The sequence below is a fragment of the Halobacillus sp. BBL2006 genome, from assembly GCF_000786645.1.
Lineage (GTDB): Bacteria > Bacillota > Bacilli > Bacillales > Halobacillaceae > Halobacillus.
Map to the genome: position 1 here is coordinate 1 of NZ_JRNX01000939.1, position 4,326 is coordinate 4,326.

The 4,326-nt window shown below is 43.9% G+C and carries 4 protein-coding genes; all 4 read left to right on the forward strand.

From position 1 onward, the window contains the following. A partial coding sequence (locus LD39_RS21235) for an MIP/aquaporin family protein (protein WP_035553678.1) occupies positions 1 to 376 on the forward strand: 376 nt, incomplete at its 5' end. 21 nt (positions 377 to 397) lie between these two features. Further along, on the forward strand, positions 398 to 1,897 hold the full coding sequence (gene glpK, locus LD39_RS21240; protein WP_081988549.1) for a glycerol kinase GlpK: 1,500 nt from the start codon (positions 398 to 400) through the stop codon (positions 1,895 to 1,897). A 291-nt stretch (positions 1,898 to 2,188) separates the two neighbouring features. Beyond that, positions 2,189 to 3,856 carry a glycerol-3-phosphate dehydrogenase/oxidase gene (locus LD39_RS21245; RefSeq protein ID WP_035553684.1) on the forward strand — a complete coding sequence of 556 codons (1,668 nt, stop codon included), beginning with the start codon at positions 2,189 to 2,191 and terminating at the stop codon, positions 3,854 to 3,856. A gap of 138 nt (positions 3,857 to 3,994) precedes the next feature. After that, positions 3,995 to 4,326: hypothetical protein (locus LD39_RS21250; RefSeq protein ID WP_156112711.1), on the forward strand; the 332-nt coding region annotated here is incomplete at its 3' end.

Consider the following 4,326-nt stretch of genomic DNA (forward strand, 5'->3'; position numbering starts at 1 on the left):
TTTAGTTATAGGAATCCTGTTTATAGGGGCAAACGAATTCACGGAAGGCTTGAACCCATTAATTGTTGGGCTGCTGATTGTTGCGATCGGGATGTCGCTCGGCTCTACGACAGGGTATGCAATCAATCCCGCGCGTGACTTTGGTCCGAGGCTTGCACACGCCGTTTTGCCGATCCCCGGTAAAGGAGGATCGGACTGGGGATATTCCTGGATACCTGTCCTGGGTCCGGTCATCGGAGGCGTATACGGAGGTCTTTTTTATCAATCTATATTCAAAGGCAATCCGAGTGTTTGGTTTTGGGTCGGATCTGTCATTATCTTAGGTCTCTTGTTCTCATCTATGAGAGTCGAGCTGAAAAAAGTCCAAACGACTTAAATCTACTAAAGGAGGAATAGAATCATGGAGAAGTATATTTTATCGATCGACCAGGGAACGACGAGTTCTCGTGCGATTTTATTTAATCACGATGGAGAGATTGTTGAAACAGGTCAGAAAGAATTCGACCAGCATTTCCCTAAACCTGGGTGGGTGGAACATGATGCAAATGAAATCTGGACTTCTGTTTTAGCCTGCATTGCGGACGTGTTGAGGCGTGGAGATGTCGAGCCTGACCAGATAGCAGGTATCGGCATTACCAATCAGAGAGAAACAACAGTGGTTTGGGACAAAAACACCGGAAAACCGATCTATCGAGCGATCGTTTGGCAATCAAGGCAGACGCAGAACATTTGTAATGAGCTGAAAGATCAGGGACTGGAAGATACGTTCCGAGACAAAACCGGTCTTCTTCTTGACCCATATTTCGCTGGTACGAAAGTTAAGTGGATTTTGGATAACGTGGACGGAGCCAGGGAAAAAGCTGAAAACGGTGACTTGATGTTCGGTACGATCGACACCTGGTTGGTTTATAAACTGTCTGGTAAGAAAGCTCATGTGACGGATTATTCCAATGCCTCACGTACATTGATGTATAATATCTTCGACCTGAAATGGGATGATGAACTTCTTGATCTTTTAGGGGTTCCTAAAAGTATGCTGCCAGAGGTGAAACCATCTTCAGAGGTTTACGCCCACACAGTTGATTATCATTTTTATGGAAAAGAAGTACCGATTGCTGGAATTGCCGGTGACCAACAGGCGGCCTTATTCGGCCAGGCGTGTTTTGAAAAGGGCATGGCAAAAAATACGTATGGTACCGGTGGCTTTATGCTCATGAATACTGGAGAGGAAGCAGTCAAATCAGACAACGGTTTATTAACGACTCTTGCATGGGGCGTAGACGGAAAAGTCGAATACGCGTTGGAAGGAAGTATTTTTGTCTCCGGTTCAGCTATTCAATGGCTGAGAGATGGGTTAAACATGGTCGAGAATGCACCTCAAAGTGAGGAGATTGCAGGTCAAGTAAACTCAACGGACGGTGTGTATGTTGTTCCCGCATTTGTCGGACTAGGTACCCCTTACTGGGATAGTGAAGCGCGTGGTGCCGTATTCGGATTGACTCGAGGGACGACTCGTGCCCACTTTGTCCGCGCCACATTAGAGTCACTCGCTTATCAAACGAAAGATGTTGTGGATGCCATGGTCGAAGATTCCGGGATTGAGCTGAAGAAGCTGCGCGTAGATGGCGGCGCAGTCAAAAACAATCTGTTGATGCAATTCCAGAGTGACCTTTTGGATGTGACGGTTGAGCGTCCAGAAGTCAGTGAAACAACCGCTCTTGGAGCTGCCTATTTGGCTGGCTTGGCCATCGGATTCTGGGATAGCCGTAAATCCATTGAGAATCAGTGGAAAGTAGAGCGCGAATTCGAGCCTATGATGAACGAAGAGAAGAGTAACGATCTCTATCGTGGCTGGCAAAAAGCAGTTGAGGCGACACGCATTTTTAAGATGGATTAATGCTTTGACTCCACTTGCCTTTCTGCTATAATAAAGATACAAGTTAATGCAAACGGTCGGAGATACGGAGAGACCACGGAACTTTATGTATAGGCATAAAGACTTTCGTGGTCTCTTTTTTATTCACAGTCAGATTTTAGAGGATGGTTTGCAGCAAAATAGTAAAAACTATCAACTCGAGAGGCACCCATAAAGATGCACATTCTCACACATACTTCTAGGCATTTTGGGGAATAAACGTATCAGACGACCATACTTATTGACGATAGTTTATAGAAGGAGAGATCTAACATGAAATCATTTTCAAGTTATGAACGCCAAGAACACTTTGACCAACTAAGCCAAGAAGAATGGGATGTCCTTGTCATAGGTGGAGGAATTACAGGTTCTGGTATTGCACTTGACGCTGCAAGCCGAGGCATGAAAACAGCGGTTGTAGAAATGCAGGACTATGCTGCAGGTACTTCCAGTCGTTCTACGAAGCTCGTTCACGGAGGACTTCGTTATTTGAAGCAGTTTGAAGTGAAAATGGTCGCTGAAGTCGGAAAAGAGCGTGAAATTGTATATGAGAATGGACCACATGTAACAACGCCAGAATGGATGATGCTTCCGTTTCATGAGGGCGGAAATTTTGGACCATTCAGCACGAACGTCGGCCTTCGTGTTTATGACTATTTAGCAGGCGTTAAAAAATCCGAACGCCGTACGATGCTTTCTGCAGAAGAAGCTATCGAGCGTGAGCCTCTTGTTAAGCAGGAAGGACTAAAAGGCGCAGGATTCTATGTGGAGTATAAAACGGATGATGCACGCTTAACGTTAGAAGTTATGAAGAAAGCTGTGGAGTACGGCGCTTCTTCCACAAACTACGCTAAAGTCGTTGACTTTATCTATAACGAAAACGGCACTATCCATGGTGCAAAAATTGAAGATACCGTTACAGGGAAACAATATCATGTGAAAGCGAAGAAAATTGTTAACGCTGGTGGACCATGGGTCGACGAGCTTCGAGAAATTGATGGCTCGAAAAAAGGCAAGACACTTCAATTGACGAAGGGTGTCCACCTTGTGTTTGACCAATCGAAGTTTCCGCTTAAACAAGCCGTATATTTTGACAGCCCTGATGGCCGGATGATTTTTGCGATACCAAGAGATGGGAAGACGTATGTGGGAACAACAGATACAGAATATCAAGAGGAAATTGCCCACCCTACAATGACAGAAGCGGATCGTGACTATATTCTAGATGCCATTCACACAATGTTCCCGAGTGTAGAAGTAACGGCAAACGATGTAGAATCCAGCTGGGCGGGATTGCGTCCACTTATTCATGAAGATGGAAAAGATCCATCTGAAATCTCCAGAAAAGATGAAATCTTTGTTTCAGATTCCGGCCTTATTTCCATGGCAGGAGGAAAACTTACGGGATACCGTAAGATGGCTCAAACAGCCGTTGATCTTGTCCGTGATCAGTTGATGGAAGAGTACGGCATTCGTTACTCAGACTCAGAGACGAAACATATGCCGATTTCCGGCGGAGATGTTGGCGGTTCTAAAGGCTTCAAGCAGTTTAAAAAAGAACGCATCCAGATTGGCGAATCTATTGGCATGAGTAAAGAGGAAGCAGAGAAACTGGTTCGTCTTTACGGATCCAATGTCGATTCAGTTTTCCACATTTATAAAAATAGAAAACAAGATGCAGAAGAAGCCGGAATTGACCCGATCGTCTTTGCCCAACTCGTCTACGGATTGGAAGCTGAACTGACTTATAAACCTGTAGACTTCTTTATTCGCCGTACAGGAGCCTTGTTCTTCAATATTCATTGGGTCCACGAGCATAAAGAAGCCGTTATAGATTATATGGCAAAAGAATTGAACTACACAGAAGCTCAGAAGAGTGACTATAAGGAAGAGTTGGAGTTGCTGCTGAAAGAAGCGGTTAACCCCGTTGAATACGTTTAAAGATAAGATGACCTTCCTGGCGGGAGGTCATCTTTTTTTTACAGTATAGGAAATAAACTTGAAAGATTTTCTTACAAACTAATTTGAAACCTAATTCTCTTATGAACGTATATAGTAAGAGAGGAAGGTGAAAAAGTGATGACAAATGTACAAACTTACATAGAAAAAGACGCACGAAAACAAATGATGGCTGGAGGATTATTAGTCGGAGTTGCCTTTATTTTCTTTATCGGACTTTTCACTTTTAATGCAGGCAGTATCGCTCTGGCCTTTCTTTATTCTGGTGTATTTGCCATAAGCGGAACGACATTGCTTAAAAAAGGATACCGGGATTTTCAAAAATCGAAGAATACAGAAATTGACTTTAACAAGGATGATGCTTCCGGACAGATTGATAAATTTCCTGCAAGAATGTTTATTGGTCGTAAAGACAAAGATATGTTCAAAGCTGAGCTCTTCGATATGGCGGG